This is a genomic window from Alishewanella agri BL06 (genome assembly GCF_000272005.1).
Classification (GTDB): Bacteria; Pseudomonadota; Gammaproteobacteria; order Enterobacterales; family Alteromonadaceae; genus Alishewanella; species Alishewanella agri.
The window spans coordinates 324,873-340,356 of sequence record NZ_AKKU01000011.1; the positions used below are offsets into that span (position 1 = coordinate 324,873).

Annotated in this window: 17 protein-coding genes; 9 read left to right on the forward strand and 8 right to left on the reverse strand. The window is 52.1% G+C overall.

Going from position 1 to position 15,484, the window contains the following annotated elements:
* Positions 1–166 precede the first annotated feature (166 nt).
* Complete coding sequence (locus tag AGRI_RS06015; protein ID WP_040291527.1) at positions 167–1,027, reverse strand: class I SAM-dependent methyltransferase; 861 nt, start codon at positions 1,025–1,027, stop codon at positions 167–169.
* Positions 1,028–1,207: 180 nt separating this feature from the next.
* Between AGRI_RS06015 and AGRI_RS06020 the strand changes: the two genes are divergently transcribed.
* Entirely contained in the window at positions 1,208–2,521 is a 1,314-nt protein-coding gene (locus tag AGRI_RS06020) for an alkaline phosphatase (protein WP_008984101.1), read from the forward strand.
* 3 nt (positions 2,522–2,524) lie between these two features.
* Here the strand turns inward: AGRI_RS06020 and AGRI_RS06025 are convergent, their stop codons facing one another.
* From AGRI_RS06025 to AGRI_RS06035, 3 genes are read right to left on the reverse strand one after another with little or no spacing between them, the layout of a single operon-like run.
* On the reverse strand, positions 2,525–3,025 hold the full coding sequence (locus AGRI_RS06025; protein ID WP_008984102.1) for a chalcone isomerase family protein: 501 nt from the start codon (positions 3,023–3,025) through the stop codon (positions 2,525–2,527).
* Positions 3,018–3,515, reverse strand: a complete 498-nt coding sequence (locus AGRI_RS06030; RefSeq protein WP_008984103.1) for a DUF2878 domain-containing protein — start codon at positions 3,513–3,515, stop codon at positions 3,018–3,020. The genes AGRI_RS06025 and AGRI_RS06030 overlap by 8 nt, the downstream gene beginning before the upstream one ends.
* A complete protein-coding gene (locus tag AGRI_RS06035) occupies positions 3,512–4,249 on the reverse strand; it encodes an SDR family NAD(P)-dependent oxidoreductase (protein WP_008984104.1) in 738 nt (245 codons plus the stop codon). The genes AGRI_RS06030 and AGRI_RS06035 overlap by 4 nt, the downstream gene beginning before the upstream one ends.
* A 155-nt stretch (positions 4,250–4,404) precedes the next feature.
* Between AGRI_RS06035 and AGRI_RS06040 the strand changes: the two genes are divergently transcribed.
* The gene (locus tag AGRI_RS06040) at positions 4,405–4,638 is read left to right on the forward strand and encodes a type II toxin-antitoxin system ParD family antitoxin (RefSeq protein WP_008984105.1); all 234 of its coding nucleotides are present in this window, start codon (positions 4,405–4,407) and stop codon (positions 4,636–4,638) included.
* An 84-nt stretch (positions 4,639–4,722) separates the two neighbouring features.
* Here the strand turns inward: AGRI_RS06040 and AGRI_RS06045 are convergent, their stop codons facing one another.
* The 4 genes from AGRI_RS06045 to AGRI_RS06060 all read right to left on the reverse strand — a co-directional run bounded on the left by AGRI_RS06045 (position 4,723) and on the right by AGRI_RS06060 (position 8,191).
* Positions 4,723–5,043, reverse strand: a complete 321-nt coding sequence (locus AGRI_RS06045; RefSeq protein WP_008607646.1) for a hypothetical protein — start codon at positions 5,041–5,043, stop codon at positions 4,723–4,725.
* A 146-nt stretch (positions 5,044–5,189) separates the two neighbouring features.
* A complete protein-coding gene (tsaB, locus tag AGRI_RS06050; RefSeq protein ID WP_008984106.1) occupies positions 5,190–5,888 on the reverse strand; it encodes a tRNA (adenosine(37)-N6)-threonylcarbamoyltransferase complex dimerization subunit type 1 TsaB in 699 nt (232 codons plus the stop codon).
* Positions 5,888–7,834, reverse strand: coding sequence for a DNA repair helicase YoaA (locus AGRI_RS06055; protein WP_008984107.1), 1,947 nt, complete (start codon positions 7,832–7,834; stop codon positions 5,888–5,890). Before AGRI_RS06055 ends, tsaB begins: the two co-directional genes overlap by 1 nt.
* A 111-nt stretch (positions 7,835–7,945) precedes the next feature.
* A complete protein-coding gene (locus AGRI_RS06060) occupies positions 7,946–8,191 on the reverse strand; it encodes a hypothetical protein (RefSeq protein WP_008607638.1) in 246 nt (81 codons plus the stop codon).
* Positions 8,192–8,679: 488 nt separating this feature from the next.
* Between AGRI_RS06060 and hisG the strand changes: the two genes are divergently transcribed.
* Genes hisG through hisF form a run of 7 tightly spaced genes read left to right on the forward strand, consistent with a single transcriptional unit; the run spans position 8,680 to position 15,209 of the window.
* Positions 8,680–9,588 (forward strand): ATP phosphoribosyltransferase, encoded by a 909-nt coding sequence (hisG, locus tag AGRI_RS06065; protein WP_008607636.1) that lies wholly within the window; start codon positions 8,680–8,682, stop codon positions 9,586–9,588.
* 4 nt (positions 9,589–9,592) lie between these two features.
* Positions 9,593–10,918: a histidinol dehydrogenase gene (hisD, locus tag AGRI_RS06070; protein WP_008984108.1), complete on the forward strand. Its 1,326-nt coding sequence runs from the start codon at positions 9,593–9,595 to the stop codon at positions 10,916–10,918.
* Positions 10,919–10,932: 14 nt separating this feature from the next.
* Positions 10,933–12,057 carry a histidinol-phosphate transaminase gene (hisC, locus tag AGRI_RS06075; protein ID WP_008984109.1) on the forward strand — a complete coding sequence of 375 codons (1,125 nt, stop codon included), beginning with the start codon at positions 10,933–10,935 and terminating at the stop codon, positions 12,055–12,057.
* Positions 12,054–13,124, forward strand: coding sequence for a bifunctional histidinol-phosphatase/imidazoleglycerol-phosphate dehydratase HisB (gene hisB, locus AGRI_RS06080; RefSeq protein ID WP_008984110.1), 1,071 nt, complete (start codon positions 12,054–12,056; stop codon positions 13,122–13,124). The genes hisC and hisB overlap by 4 nt, the downstream gene beginning before the upstream one ends.
* Complete coding sequence (gene hisH, locus AGRI_RS06085; RefSeq protein ID WP_008984111.1) at positions 13,124–13,720, forward strand: imidazole glycerol phosphate synthase subunit HisH; 597 nt, start codon at positions 13,124–13,126, stop codon at positions 13,718–13,720. Before hisB ends, hisH begins: the two co-directional genes overlap by 1 nt.
* Positions 13,717–14,454: a 1-(5-phosphoribosyl)-5-[(5-phosphoribosylamino)methylideneamino]imidazole-4-carboxamide isomerase gene (gene hisA, locus AGRI_RS06090; RefSeq protein ID WP_008984112.1), complete on the forward strand. Its 738-nt coding sequence runs from the start codon at positions 13,717–13,719 to the stop codon at positions 14,452–14,454. Before hisH ends, hisA begins: the two co-directional genes overlap by 4 nt.
* Positions 14,436–15,209 carry an imidazole glycerol phosphate synthase subunit HisF gene (hisF, locus tag AGRI_RS06095; protein WP_008951516.1) on the forward strand — a complete coding sequence of 258 codons (774 nt, stop codon included), beginning with the start codon at positions 14,436–14,438 and terminating at the stop codon, positions 15,207–15,209. Before hisA ends, hisF begins: the two co-directional genes overlap by 19 nt.
* Positions 15,210–15,484: the final 275 nt, after the last annotated feature.

Below are 15,484 nucleotides of genomic sequence, written 5' to 3' on the forward strand. Positions count from 1 at the left end.
CTTAAAAATAGTTGTTATACTTAACCCTGCGCACTTTTCTAAGTGTCTGACGGGTTTTTTATAATTTTACGTTTACGGCAGGTTATCAGACCAAGTTTTGACCTGCTCACCCACTCTGAGTATTTACTCTAACTCTAATCATCCCACAAATAGCGAAATCAGACAATTAGTCTGCTGTAGCTCTGGCAGGCTTGGTAAACTTTAACGTCATCCGATCACTCTCGCCTATAGCCAGATAATAATCACGATCGGTAAGCCCCATCGCCAGCGTCGGTGGCAACGCATACACACCTTTAGGATAATCTTTGCTATCGCGTGGATTCGCATTAATCTCACTGCTGGCGACCAGTTGAAATCCCACCTGCTCTGCAACCTGAATCAAATAAGCCTCATCAGTATAACCTTCAACCGCATAGCTGGTGATTTCGCTAACCCGCGCTGCCCGATGTTCTACCATACCAAGGGTACCACCAGGCTTTAACACCTGATACAGGCTTTGCATCGTTGCCAATAAATGTCCACGCTGGTCCCAAATATGAGCGTTGCGAAAGCTCAGAATCATATCAAACTGGTCGGGAGCTAAAGCCGGGATAAAATTTGGCGGATCTAATGCGACCCGGCCAACCTCACCAAAATGCGCGTGTTGTTCCAGGATCCGCTGTTCCAGACGGCTACTTAGCCTGGCCCAAAATTGGCTTTTCGCATCCTGATTACTCGCCGCATCCTGCCGGAAATGGGCGACGGTTAAACGCCCTTGATCTTTCACGAAGGGCGCAATAATTTCGGTGTACCAGCCGCGAACCGGCCAAAGCTCTAATACCGACATCTGCGGCTCGATGCCAAAAAATAGCAGAGTTTCAACCGGATGACGATATTGGTTCCGCTGCAGATTTGCCGCGCCGCGCGCGGGATCTTCAGCCAACTCGGTTAAGCGCTCCCGCCATTGTTCAGCATCCGTTGCGACCACCGTCGCCGCGGGTGAGAGCAAACAGAGGGCGGCCACTATGCTTGTTATTGTTCTTTTCATAGTTATTACCTGTTGCATCAGCGGCTGTGTTACTGGTACACAGCAATTATCTTAAGATAGCGTTGCCTTTGCCTAAAAGTCCAGCAAAACACAGATTTTTGCCACTCTGTCGCAGTTAGCTTGGTGGCGATTGGCAGATGCCGTACACTGTGCGGCGTGACAATTCAACAAGGGTTACTGATGCGTAAGGTTGTTTTTCTCTCCGCACTGGCTTTAGCCACGACACCTGTATTGGCAGCGCCAAAAAACATTATCTATATGATTGGCGATGGTATGGGACCAGCCTATCTGACTGCCTATCGTTATTACCTGAATCAGGGTGAGCGACCAGTGCAACAGACGATTTTTGATCAACTACTGGTTGGCGCCTCCAGTACCTATCCTGACGATGACACCCTGGTTACCGACTCTGCGGCTGGTGCTACGGCGTTGGCCACCGGCGTAAAAAGCTTTAATGGCGCTATTTCGGTCAACCGGCAACATATTCCGATTGGCACCATGATGCAGCTGGCCAAGCGCTTGGGTAAAGCCAATGGTATTGTCGCCAGCTCTCAGGTTAACCATGCTACGCCGGCTGCCTTTGTATCCCATAATGTGCATCGTCGCAATTACGACGCTATTGCTGATATGTATCTGGATTACCGGATTAATGGCCAGCCGGTGGCTGATGTAATTTTAGGTGGCGGTACTTCGTACTTTATTCGTGACGACCGTAATCTGGTTACTGAATTTAAGCAGCAAGGCTATCAGTACGCCGGTAGTTGGCAGGATCTGAACCAGCTGACCACTAAGCCAGCTCTGGCACTGCTCGATAAAATTGGCTTACCTGCAGCGTTAAACAGCGAGCAACCCGCACAGCTGGCGACCTTAACCGAAAAAGCCCTGCAGCTGTTAAGTCCGGCCGAGAAAGGCTTTGTGCTAATGGTTGAGGGCAGCCAGATTGACTGGTGTGGGCATGATAATGATATCGCCTGTGCTATGGCCGAAATGCATGACTTTGCGAAAGCCATTGCCGTAGCAAAAGCCTATGTGGATGCCAACCCGGATACCTTGCTGGTGATTACGGCCGATCATGAAACCGGCGGTATGTCCTTAGGTGCGGATGGCAAATATCTGTGGTTACCCGAGGTGGTACGTGGTGTTAAAGCGACAGGCCGGCGAATTGCTGACGAAATGAATGCTGCAGACAGCGAACAGGCAGCGCTGGCACGTTGGCAAGCCTTGACCGGTATTAATATTACCGATGAAGAACAACAGCAGTTGCTTGCCGCTCGTGGTAAGGAGCAAAAAGATCTACGTGACGTAGCGGTCAGACTGGTAGCCCAATATTCCTATACCGGCTGGACTACCGGCGGCCACACCGGCGCCGATGTGCCGGTAATGGCCTATGGTAAATACAGCGGGGCTTTCCGCGGCTTTATGGATAATACCGATATCGCCAAACAACTGATCCGCTATATCAGTACCAATCAAACCCCTAAAGCCAGCGAGTAAGTCTTACTCGCTGGCAATCAGCTGCGCCCGTAATTCGGGCGCACTGGTATTTTGGTGCAACCAGATATTAAAAAATGCCGGCCCAAATTCTGGATCTGCCAATACGCCGGTACTCTCTCCATTCATATAGAACTCAACGCCGTTATCTGCCAGCAATACCGCTGCCAAACGGTCGCCTTTGTCGACATCCTGCCATAGACTTTTTAACTGTTCTGCCCACTTTTGCTGTTGCTCGGCACTACTTTGGCCTAGCTTCTTCCACTCATCAACGGTGGCTTTAATAAACTGATCGCGGCTGATTTTGCGCTTATAGGTGAGCTCCAGTAATAAGGGGGTACTTTGCTGGTAATCGACAAAACGGCCATCGGCCGTCGCCAGCCTCGCATCGTACAGCTGCCAGAATAAGTAGCGATAGCTACCCTCGCCTACTGTAGTGAGATCCGGTAAGGCCGCAGCCGGCATTGCCAGTCCCAGCAATAATGCAAATGCTGATACTCTAAACATAAAACCTCCTGCTTTGACCATAAAGGACGGCCAGACCGCCCCAAATCAGTGCTAATACGCCATAAGACACGTAACCCGCCGGGAAACTGAGCACTCCGCCACTCAGGGCTGCACCGCCGATATAAGACAAAGGCCCGCCCGTAGCGCCCAATACAAAAGCTAACCAGGGCTTTTGTAGAAAATCGGCTAACAACTCCACCACTGCCAGTGCAAAAACACCCCACAGCAACCAGAACCACAGTGGCAAGCTGTCGCGCAGGGCAAAACTTAAAATATCCAGCTGGATCAATGCTGAGTCAATCGCGATACCCAGTAGCGCAATAATCACAACAGCCAGCCGTCGCCGCGTGCCAACAAGACGCCACAAACCATAAAGCAAATACGCCAGTACCGGCCAAAACGCCAGTTGCTGGAAATACACCAGCAAAAACCAGCACAACTCAAAGCCGATAATGGCCCGCCAGTTAAGCTTAGACACGGCGGCACTCATTGTTGTTTCATCCGGTTCGCCAATTTAATCCGCAGGCCGTAAGGCAAAGCACTTAAAAGCTTCAGCATCAGGCTTAAACGTCTCGGGAAACGTAGCCGCGGTTTGCCCGCAGCTATACCGGAGTAGATGCGCTCTGCAGCCTGAGCGACCGGCATTAAAAACGGCATCGCAAAGTCATTTTTTTGGGTAAGTGGCGTATCGATAAAGCCCGGTTCAATCAAGCAAACCTTAATTCCGGTATCATGCAAATCTACCCTTAAGCTATCGGCGAAATAGCTAATAGCGGCTTTGCTGGCGCCATAGGCTTCAGCCCGGGTAAACGGGAAGAAATGCGCCATCGAACTGACGATGGCTAATGTACTGCCGGCGCTAAGCCGTGGCAGTGCCTCTTTTACCGCCCGCACCACAGCCAGCACATTGAGCTCAAAAGTCCGCTCAAAAGCGCTGATATCAAGGTTAGTCGCCTCTACATATTCGCAGTTACCGGCGTTAAGCAGCACCACATCGAAACGCAACTCAGCCGGCAGCTTGGCAAACCAGCTGGTTAAGGCTGCGCTATCGGTCAGATCCAAACTTACCGGCACAATACGCTGCGGCACCTCGGCTGAAAGTTCTGCTAACTTATCCGCAGAGCGCGCCACCGCATATACCGTCCAGCCATTACGGGCATAATGCAGTGCGGTTTCGCGGCCAATGCCAGAGCTGGCACCGGTAATTAAAATCGTTGAGGTCATAAATACTCCATTGCAGTTGGAGCTTATACGTAAAGTATAGCGAACAGTTCAGTGGGGCTTTAACGCAAAACAATTGAAAATAGTCAGGCTGCTTGTCATTTATACACTTCAAGATTATATTCATTATTATCATTTATGAATACGAGAGGCCTTATATGGCAACGACAAGTTTGAGTTTGGGCGAGCATTGGGAAACCTTTATCAGGAAGGAAATTGCAACCGGTCGCTACGGTTCGGCCAGTGAAGTGGTGCGTGATGCATTGAGAACGCTTGAAGAACGTAAGGCAAAACTTGAAGCCTTACGTGCACATTTAGCTCAGGGTGCCTTGCAAGCCAGAGAGGGACAGTTTGTTGAGGACTTTAGCGTCGACCAGCTAATTTCAGATTAGTGGCCGTTGTATTGATGTAATCGGCGTACCACATCAAGAAATGGATATTGATGGCTATTTCAAAAATTAGCCAGAAGACAAAAGTTAGGCGTAGAGATCAACACCCAGCATCGCTTGTACTTCACTGCGACGCTGTTCATTTTGCAGGCTTTGGTAAGCGGCTATCGCCCGTTCATTCCGGGGTTCGCTGCTATCGCGAAAGTTTTGCCGATTGCGCTCAGCCTCACGTTCATTATCCAAACGCTCAATCACTGCCCGCTCCACGCGGATCCCTGCCGCTTGCTGCGTGCTTTGCGCCTCTGCAGCTTGGCGCTCAGGCGTAGTTTGCCGCACCGGTTGCGGACGATTCGTCGCCGGGTTTAGCAAACTGCTGGCATTGATATTATTGCTGGCGTTAATGCTCATATAAGCCGCTAACTAGAAGAATTGCGCTAATTATAGACAAGGAACCGCGAAAGTTACCACTAATATTTATCCACAGCACTATTGTTGCTCACGTGGTACCGGTAGGACCTCGGAGGTCCGTCCGGTACCGGAGACGTGTGGATAAGTTAGCGGCCGGGAAGTTTTTGCCAGGTGACTTCATCGCGTACGTAGACCGGCTCGGCCTGCTCGGCGCTGACAAATAACTGTTGCTGCCAGGCTCGGCTGGCAAAAGGCAGCATAAACTGCGCTGACGGGTACAGAATCGAATCAGCAATCAGCGCTGGCGCCAGCTGCTGTAGTGCCTGCGAATAAGTTTGCCAACCGGTACCCACCCCCAACACCCGTGAGGTAAAAGACAGTGAGGTCAAAACCTCAGGTAAAGCGGCCGGCTTAGCCGCGATTTCCGGCGTTATCGCTTGCATTAAACCTGCTTCATCTAAAGTGAAAGCGGCGATATACACTTCCGCCATTCTGGCATCAATAGCGGCAATCACCTCTGTGGCGTTTTGCTGTACTGCCGCCGCCTGTGCCATCGCAGCCAGGGTTGACACCCCAAATACCGGCAAATCTGCGCCAAAAGCCAGGCCCTGGGCGACGGACACGCCAATCCTGACACCGGTAAAACTGCCGGGGCCACGACCAAAGATAATACCGTCTAACTGATGAAGGCTGATGCCAGCATCAGCTAACAGCTGCTGTACCATCGGTAAAATGCGTTTGCTGTGTTGCTGCGGGCAAACTTCATCCAGCGCTAAGATCTGGCCATCCAGAGCTAAAGCGACTGAGCAGGCTTCGGTAGAGGTATCCAGGGCTAAAAACTTCATCATTTATCCTGTTGCATAGCATGTAAAAACTGACAGGCCTCAGCCAGATCGCGGCTGCGGCGCATCGGTGGCAGGCTCTTTAAAAACGTAGCGCCATAGGGCTTAGTCACCAGCCGGTTATCACAGATCACCAGCACACCGCGGTCGCTGACATCGCGAATTAGCCGCCCGACGCCCTGCTTTAACGTAATCACCGCCTGGGGTAACTGGACCTCGGCGAACGGATCTTTGCCGCGCATTGTACAGTCTTCACTGCGTGCCTGCAGCAAGGGATCGTCCGGCGAAGCGAAGGGCAGCTTATCGATAATGACACAGCTTAAGGTATCGCCCCGGACATCCACCCCTTCCCAGAAACTGCCGGTACCCAATAACACCGCATTTTCCAGCTGCACAAACTGCTCTAATAGCAAACGTTTACCGGTGCTGCCCTGCACCAGCACCGGCTGGCGGATCTGCTCCGGCAAGGCGCCCGCCATCCACTGCAACATTCGATGGCTGGTAAACAGAAAGAAACAGCGGCCATTATTCGCCTGGATCAGCTGAACAGCTAAACTGAGCAAAGCATGCGCCATCGCCGGCTCATGGGGCTCGGGTAAAAACCGTGGCACACAGAGCAGTGCCTGCTGCGCATAGTCAAAAGGGCTTTCCAGCAACAGTGTACGGGCACCATTAAGGCCCATTTGCTGTTGATAATGGGCAAAGCCCTCATCTACTGACAACGTGGCCGAGGTGAAGATCCAGCTGCGTTCAGCGGCAAATACCAGTTTTTGAAATTTATCGGCAATACTCAGCGGCGTTAAATGCAGCGTCACGTGCAAGCGGCTGGTTTCAAACCACAGACTGACGCCGCTTTGTTCGGTTTGCAGCAACTTCGGTAACTGACTTTTCAGCTGCGCCAGCCGCTCATAGCAGTTATCCAGCGCCTGACAGCGTCCAAGACTGCTTTTTACAATCTGATACAGCATCTCCAGCGCATCATTAATACGGATCACTGCCGTTTGCATGCTAGTTTGCTGATAGGCCTGCCGCCAGTTGCCACGCGCCGGATCGGCAGCAAACTGCAACCGCCAGTCGCGGGTCAGGCTGGAGAGTTTATCGGCGGCTTTACTTAGCTGGATCAGATCTTTCAGTTCAGTTTTGCCGATTTGCTCTAAGTCTTTACACAGATCCAGCAACACCCGGCTGGAGAAATGCTCACCAAAATAATCGCTGGCGATATCCGGGATCTGATGCGCTTCGTCGAAGATCACCACTTCCATGTCAGGTAACAGCTCACCAAAGCCGGTATCTTTCAGCGCCAGATCGGCAAAAAATAAATGATGATTGACGACCACCAGATCAGCCGCTTGCGCCTCTTTGCGCGCCTTTAGCAGATGGCAGTCTTCATACACCGGGCAGTCTTTACCCAGGCAGTTATCGGTGGTACTGGTGACATAAGGCAGCGCCCGCGAGTCTTCGGCGATATAACTGAGCTCACCGATATCACCGCTTTGCGTTTCCGCGGCCCATTTTTTGATCAGGCTTAGGTCATTAATCAGCTCAGGATCAGCACTAGGGATATGTTGATAATGCTGCTCTAAGCGAAACAGACATAAATAATTTGACCGCCCTTTTAACAGCGCAGTCTTTACCGGCAGGGCCAGCGCCTGTAATACCGTTGGCAGATCGCGAAAGTACAGCTGCTCCTGCAGGTTTTTGGTGCCGGTTGATAAAATCACCTTTTTACCAGACAGCAGTGCCGGCACCAGATAGGCGTAAGTTTTACCGGTACCGGTACCCGCTTCCACCACCAAAACACCATTGGCCGAGATACTTTCTGCTACGGCCTGTGCCATCTCCAGCTGCGCCGCACGCGGCTTAAAGCCCGGGATCTGTTTTGCCAGGGTGCCCTGTTCGGCAAAGGCATGTTTGACCTTAGCCGACATCAGTACCTCGGGTAACGGCATCACAAAAACGCAGCACAGCAGCTCCAGAATAGTAATAAGGCTTCAACCAGACGAAGAAAGAAGCAAAATACAAAGCAATTGCCGGCTATTATGCCTTGTCAGCGCCAAAAATCAGATAAAAATATCCACATGGCCATCTTTATCGACGTGCTGCTCTTCCTCTGGCGTGGTGTAGGGTGCTGGCGGATAGTCATCTGACGGCGCTTTTTTGGCAAAGCGGCGCAGAATTAAAAACTTTTGCTCATTGCGTTTTAGCGGCTCCAGCCGGGCTTCTTTAAACACAGGCAGCACCTGCCGTGGATCCTGTTCGACAGGGGTTCCCGGGGTGCGTTGAATAAAGGGCATAAAAACGTCCATCATTCCTCCTGCCTGTGTTGAAAACGTGGCCGCCGCAAAGCGTTAAGTTGCAATACCATACTGTTATCGGCTGCATTAGCCTAAACTTTAATCAGCAATATTGCCTATACAACTTGACCACAAAACAGGCAATTAGTTGCCAGTCTTGAACTTTAAACACTGATAAACTTTAATGCGAAACAAGCCGAAAAAAACACAAAGCACTGATTAATAAACAAATTAAAAGACATTGCCGTATTTACCACTGAAAATAATAGTTGCAACCAAGGCTTGCCAGGAGTAACTTGTATAGCATCTAACGTACAGGATTAACCCATGACACTGTTCACTGTATCACTGCACCATCATCATAGCACCTAGCCTTCCGGCTTAGGCGGAGGGCTATTGCTAAGGCCTCCGGTGGATACTGTCATATCAAACCCCGCAGGCCAGTGCCACGGGGTTTTTTGTTTTCAGGTTTTTTATTTTTCGACTATCAGGAGTGACGTATGAGTCCGGCCATTGAAAGTAAACGTTTACGTATCGCGATGCAAAAATCCGGGCGGCTGTCCGTGGACTCGCAAGCCCTGCTTAGTAGCTGTGGCTTAAAAATTAACCTACGTGAACAGCGCCTAATTGCCCATGTCGAAAATATGCCGATTGATATTCTGCGGGTACGGGATGACGATATTCCGGGTTTAGTGATGGATGGCGTCTGTGATCTGGGCATTATCGGCGAAAACGTGCTGGAAGAAGTATCACTACAGCGCCAGTTAGATCAGGAAAACTTCGACTATGAGGTGCTGGCGCGACTGGATTTCGGCGGCTGCCGCTTATCAATTGCGGTACCGCAAGAGGAAAACTACCAGGGTGTACAAAGCCTCGATGGCAAAACGATTGCCACTACTTACCCGCGCTTACTGGCACGCTTTTTAAAACAACAAGGCGTCAATGCCCGCATCGTGATGCTCACCGGCTCAGTAGAAGTGGCACCGCGTGCTGGCCTGGCCGATGCGATCTGTGACCTGGTCTCTACCGGCGCCACGCTGGAAGCCAATGGTTTAAAAGAGGCCGAAGTGATTTACCGCAGCAAAGCGGTATTGATTCAGCGCAAAGGTCTGACAGATGCCGGTCAGCTAAAACTGATTAGAAAACTGATGCCACGCATTCAGGGCGTGATGCAGGCAAATGAAAGCAAGTACATTATGCTGCACGCACCACGCTCCCGCTTAGATGAAGTGATTGCACTGTTACCTGGCGCCGAAAACCCAACACTGTTACCGCTGGCGGGGAATAACGATGTGGTCGCCATTCACGTGGTCAGTAGCGAAACCCTGTTCTGGGAAACCATGGAGCAGTTAAAAGCGCTTGGCGCCAGCTCTATTCTGGTGCTGCCGATTGAGAAGATGATGGAGTAACATCATGCAGCGTATCGATTGGGCCACGTTAGACTCTTCTGCACAGCAACAGGCATTAGCACGCCCGGCGCTGCCGGATGCCGCAACCCTGGCACCCCAGGTGCGCGAGATTATTGCCAAGGTACAAAGCGAAGGTGATGCGGCCTTACGGGCGTACAGTGCCAGCTTTGACAAACTGGATAATAACCCGATTAAGCTCAGTCTCGATGAGCAACAACGGCTGTTAAGTCTGCTGAGTCAGGAGCGCAAAGCTGCGATTGAACTGGCCTACGACAATATCCGCAAGTTTCACGCCGCCCAGCTGCCGCGCGACATCGAAGTTGAAACCAGCGCTGGCGTGATTTGTGAGCTAAAGAATCAGCCGATCCAAAGTGTTGGCCTCTATATTCCTGGCGGCAGCGCGCCGTTACCTTCCACGGTACTGATGCTTGGTGTACCGGCACAATTAGCGGCTTGCCCGCGTGCGGTGCTGGTCACTCCGCCGGGCAAACCGGCCGCGACGGATATCGCACCAGAAATTATCTATGCCGCTAACCTCTGTGGTATTACCGAGATCTATACTATTGGCGGCGCCCAGGCGATCGCCGCGCTGGCCTATGGCACTGAGACGATTGCCAAAGTAGATAAAATCTATGGCCCCGGCAATCGTTATGTGACAGAAGCCAAGCAGCAGGTAAGTCAGGATCCGCGTGGTGCAATGATTGATATGCCTGCCGGCCCGTCTGAAGTGCTGGTGCTGGCCGATGCGCTGGCAAATCCGGCCTTTATTGCCGCCGACTTGTTATCGCAAGCCGAACATGGCCCGGATTCACAGGTCATTTTAGTTAGCGATAGCCAGAGCCTGATCGATCAGGTTGAGTTGCAGCTCTCAGCACAGCTGGCGGCCTTACCACGTAAAGAGATTGCCGCCAAGGCACTGGCGCACAGCCGCGCTATTTTAACGCCGGATCAGGCCACGGCAGTGGCCGTGACCAATGCCTATGCGCCGGAGCACTTAATTGTGCAAACGGCCAATGCCGAAGCCTTAACCGCGCAATTTACCAGCGCCGCCAGTATCTTTGTCGGTCAGTGGACGCCGGAGTCGGCCGGTGACTATGCCAGCGGCACCAACCATGTGCTGCCAACCTATGGCTATAGCCGTACCGTGTCGAGCTTGTCGCTGAGTGATTTTTTCCGCCGCTACACAGTGCAGCGCTTGTCGGCAACCGGCATGCGCAATATTGGCCCGGCGATTGTTACGCTGGCCGAGGCAGAGAGCTTAGAAGCGCATGCCAACGCCGTACGGCTGCGCTTAGCGGCTTTAGAAAGCGCAGCACAAGACAAGAATTGAGGCAGAGCAGCATGATGAGCACAACAAATACGATCAATAGCACTAACACCAAAGACAGCAAAAATAACAGCGTCAGCGATCTGGCCCGGCAACTGGTACAGGACTTAGTGCCTTATGCCTCAGCCCGCAGCAGCATGAGTGGCGGTGCAGTTTGGCTTAATGCCAATGAAAATGCTCTGGCACCGGCCTATCAGCTGGATGGCACTTTTAACCGTTATCCGTCCTGTCAGCCCAAAGCCGTCATTGATGCCTATGCCCCCTATGCCGGTGTCGCGCCAGAGCAGGTCCTGGTCAGCCGGGGTGCCGATGAGGGCATTGAGCTGCTGATCCGCAGCTTTTGTGAACCAAAACAAGATAGCATTACCATTTGTCCACCCACTTATGGCATGTATGCGATTAGTGCCGAGAGTAACCAGACCGCCGTCAACAAGGTATTGCTGGTGAATAACGAGCAGCTGGATCTGGCCGGTATCTTTGCCACCACGCCTAAGCTGGTATTTATCTGTAGCCCGAATAACCCGACCGGCGATCTGATCCCGCGCGAGCAAATTATCGCTGTACTGGAACAGTTCCAAGGTAAGGCGCTGGTTGTCGTCGATGAAGCCTATATTGAATTTGCGCCCAGTGCTTCAGTGGTGCCACTCTTAAGCCGTTATCCGCATTTGGTGATACTGCGTACCCTGTCCAAAGCCTTTGGCCTGGCCGGGTTACGCTGTGGCTTTACCCTGGCCGCCCCTGAGGTAATTAATGCCCTGAAAAAGCTGATCGCGCCTTATCCTATCGCCGAGCCGGTTGCGCAAATCGCCGCTCAGGCTTTAGCACCGGCGGGTATTGCTCAAATGCAGCAAAGCGTGGCGACCATTAATCAGCTGCGCCAGGAGTTTTGCCAGTTTGCCCAAGGCTTAGAGGGGGTACAAAAAGTCTGGCCCAGCAATGCCAACTATGTGCTGTTGCAGGTAGCCGATGCCGCGGCCTGCGTCGCCGCATTAATTAACGAGGATATCCTGATCCGCAATCAATCCTCGCAGCTGGGTTTAAGCCAGGTGGTGCGGGTATCGATTGGCAACCCGGATGAGATGCAGCGCCTTAAGCAGGCAATGCTTAACTATTTTTCAGCGAATAAGAGAGTAAGCGCATGAGTGGCCAACCTATTTTATTTATCGACCGCGATGGCACCATGGTGGAAGAGCCGCCAATTGACAAGCAACTGGATAGTCTGGAAAAACTGGCTTATGAGCCAGGTTTAGTGCCGGCCTTGTTAAAATTGCAAGCGGCCGGTTACCGACTGGTGATGGTGACCAATCAGGATGGTCTGGGTACCAGCAGCTTTCCGCGCGACACCTTCGACGCGCCGCACAATAAAATGATGCAGCTATTAACCTCGCAAGGGATCCAGTTTGACGATGTGCTGATTTGCCCGCACTTTGACAGCGATAACTGCAGCTGCCGCAAGCCGAAACTTGGCCTGGTAAAAGACTATCTGCAGCAAGGCAAAATCGACTTTACCAATTCCTATGTGATTGGCGATAGGCTAACTGATGTGCAGCTGGCCGAAAATATGGGGCTACCGTCTTTTCAATATAACCGTGAGTCTTTGGGCTGGGCCGACATTACCAAACAGATTTTAGGCCGTGGCCGCAAAGCTGAGGTAAGCCGGGTAACGCGCGAAACCGATATCAAGGTTAAGGTTGATTTGGATAACAGCGGCAACAACAGCTTTAACACCGGCGTGGGCTTTTTTGACCATATGCTGGAGCAAATTGCCACTCATGGCGGCTTTTCGTTGCAGGTTGCGGTAAAAGGCGATTTGCATATTGACGATCATCACAGCGTGGAAGATACCGCCCTGGCGCTGGGTCAGGCATTAAAGCAGGCGCTGGGCAATAAGCGTGGCATTAACCGTTTTGGCTTTGTGCTGCCAATGGACGAGTGCCGGGCAGAATGCGTAATGGATTTATCCGGCCGGCCGCTGTTTGTCTTTAACGCCGAACTGGGCGAAGGCAGTGTCGGTGGTTTGAACCTTGAGATGGTACCGCACTTTTTCCGCTCACTGAGCGATGCGATGGCGATGTCGCTACACCTGAGCATTACGCCGGGCAATAAGCACCATATGGTGGAAGGCTTATTTAAAGCCTTTGGCCGCGCCCTGCGCCAGGCCATTACCGTTAGCGGTGAAGCACTGCCAAGCTCAAAAGGAGTGCTGTAATGGCTGAGCTGGTTATTGTCGACACTGGCTGTGCCAATATCAGCTCGGTGTATTTTGCGGTAAAACGCCTTGGCGTGGAGCCGGTGATCAGTGCTGACGCAAAGCTTATCAAACAGGCTGAGCGGGTGATTTTACCCGGCGTCGGTACCGCTAAAGCGGCGATGCATAATCTGGCTGAGCGTGACTTAATCAGCACCTTACAAGGCTTACAACAGCCGGTACTGGGCATTTGTCTGGGCATGCAACTGCTGACCGCCCATAGTATGGAAGGCGATGTGGCTTGTTTGGGTTTAATTCCCGGCGAAGTGGCACCGCTTAACGCCGCCGGTTTACGCTTACCGCATATGGGCTGGAATACCTTGCATAGCATTAGCCAGCATCCGCTGTTAAAGGGCTTTACTGCGCAAGATTATCTGTATTTTGTACACAGCTTTGCGGTGGTACCCAGCCAATACAGCTTAGCGCAGTGTCATTATGGCTCTGACTTTGCTGCGGTAATTGGTAAAGACAATGTCGCCGGTGCCCAGTTTCACCCCGAGCGCTCGGGCAAAGTTGGGGCGCGTTTATTACAAAACTTTTTGGAGTGGCAGCTGTGATTATTCCGGCCATAGATTTAATCGACGGCAAAGTCGTCCGCCTGTATCAGGGCGCTTATGATAAAACCACCGAGTACGAGTTTAGCCCCATTAGCCTGCGCGACAGCTACGCCGCAGCCGGCTCGCCGCTGTTACATGTGGTGGATTTATCCGGTGCCAAAGATGCCAGCAAACGCCAGCTTGGCTTGTTAACTGAATTGATGACCCAGTCGCCGCTGCAAATTCAGGTCGGCGGCGGTGTGCGTACTGAGCAGGACGTAAAAGACTTACTGGCCGCCGGTGCCAGCCGCGTCGTGATTGGTAGCTTAGCCATTCGCGAACCGGCACTGGTGCAAAGCTGGATCAAAACTTACGGCGGTGAACGGATCGTACTGGCGCTGGATGTCGCCATTAATGCCAAAGGCGAAAAAACCCTGCCCAGCCATGGCTGGATTGAAGCATCCGGTGTCACCCTGGAACAGGTATTAGATGGCTATATCGCAGCCGGCGCTAAACATGTGCTATGCACTGACATCAGTAAAGACGGCACCCTGAGCGGCTCTAATGTCGCCTTATATCGTGAGCTGTGCAGCAAGTACCCGCAACTGGCGTGGCAGGCATCCGGCGGTATTGGCGCGCTTAGTGATATTCAGGCGCTGATTGGTTCGGGTGTGGCCGGCGTGATTTTAGGCCGCTCGCTGTTGGAAGGTAAATTTACACTGCAGGAGGCGATCGCATGCTGGCAAAACGGTTAATTCCCTGTTTAGATGTACGCGATGGCAAGGTGGTCAAAGGCGTACAATTTCGTAACCATGAAATTATCGGCGATATCGTGCCGCTGGCGCAGCGCTATGCCGAAGCCGGTGCCGATGAGCTGGTGTTTTATGATATTACCGCCTCCAGTGATGGCCGGGTGGTCGATAAAAGCTGGGTCCGGCGCATAGCCGAGGTCATTGATATCCCGTTTTGCGTCGCAGGCGGTATTAAGTCGGTTGCCGATGCCGGCAAAATTCTGGAAATGGGCGCCGATAAGGTGTCGATTAATAGCCCGGCCCTGGCCAACCCACAGCTGATTGCCGAGCTGAATGCGACCTTTGGCCAGCAATGCGTGGTGGTCGGTATCGACAGTTTTTTTGATGTCGCCTCGGGCCAGTATCAGGTGTATCAGTTTACTGGTGATGAGAGCCGCACCCAAAAAACCCAGTGGCTAACCCGTGATTGGGTCGCCGAGGTACAGCGTTTAGGTGCCGGTGAAATTGTGCTGAACTGTATGAACCAGGACGGCGTGCGCCAAGGTTATGATTTAGCACAGCTAAAAAGTATCCGCGATATCTGCCGGGTACCGCTGATTGCCAGTGGTGGCGCCGGTACTATGCAGCATTTTACCGAGGTGTTTAGCACCGCAGATGTCGATGGCGCCCTGGCGGCCAGTGTGTTTCATAAAGGCATTATTCAGATCAGCGAGCTAAAAGCGAAGTTAATTGCGGATGGGATTAGTATTCGGCCTTGAGCGTTTGAACGAAGCAGCAAAACCCGAGCATAATGTACGGAGTCTTAGCGGGTAACGGAGTGCAGAGCATTTGTGTGGCTTTGAGACCTGACTACACGCAGAGACGCCGTGAATACATCCCTGTAGGCTCCTCTTTGGCATCCATGCCAAAGACGCTCTGCTTAGCAGTCAGGTCTCGTCGCTTGATACTTTGGATGTAGCCTTCGCTCCTTTAAAAGCGAGTTAGCACTCATTTATGCTGAGCTCATAAATAGCTATTTATGAGCTCAGCAATA